Raw genomic sequence first — 239 nt, 5'->3', positions numbered from 1 at the left:
GTGAGCTATTATTTCAAATGACCAATGATTAAACTTTAATTTTTGAACAATAAAGTCCTTCATATTTTCAGTTATGATTGAGTTACACCCTCTATGACTGAGTTGTTCTTTAGCCATTTTGTGAGCGGTTTCCGCTGAATAAGGTGTAACCTTATTCAATTCAACACTGATAGTTGAAGGACTCCTATTCAGATGACGAGCTATTGCACGAGTGGATTCCCCACGTTCGTGCCAATCTT

General features: G+C 37.2%; 1 protein-coding gene. It reads right to left on the bottom strand.

Annotated features, from left to right (window positions below; translation table 11 throughout):
- The coding region (locus FC88_RS13360; RefSeq protein ID WP_057812870.1) for a helix-turn-helix domain-containing protein at positions 1 to 239 on the bottom strand (239 nt) is incomplete at both ends.

Origin of the sequence: Companilactobacillus futsaii JCM 17355 (genome assembly GCF_001435505.1) — a bacterium.
GTDB classification, from domain to species: domain Bacteria; phylum Bacillota; class Bacilli; order Lactobacillales; family Lactobacillaceae; genus Companilactobacillus; species Companilactobacillus futsaii.
The sequence above is the reverse complement of the archived record's forward strand: the minus strand, read 5'-3'. Positions and strand labels throughout refer to the sequence as shown.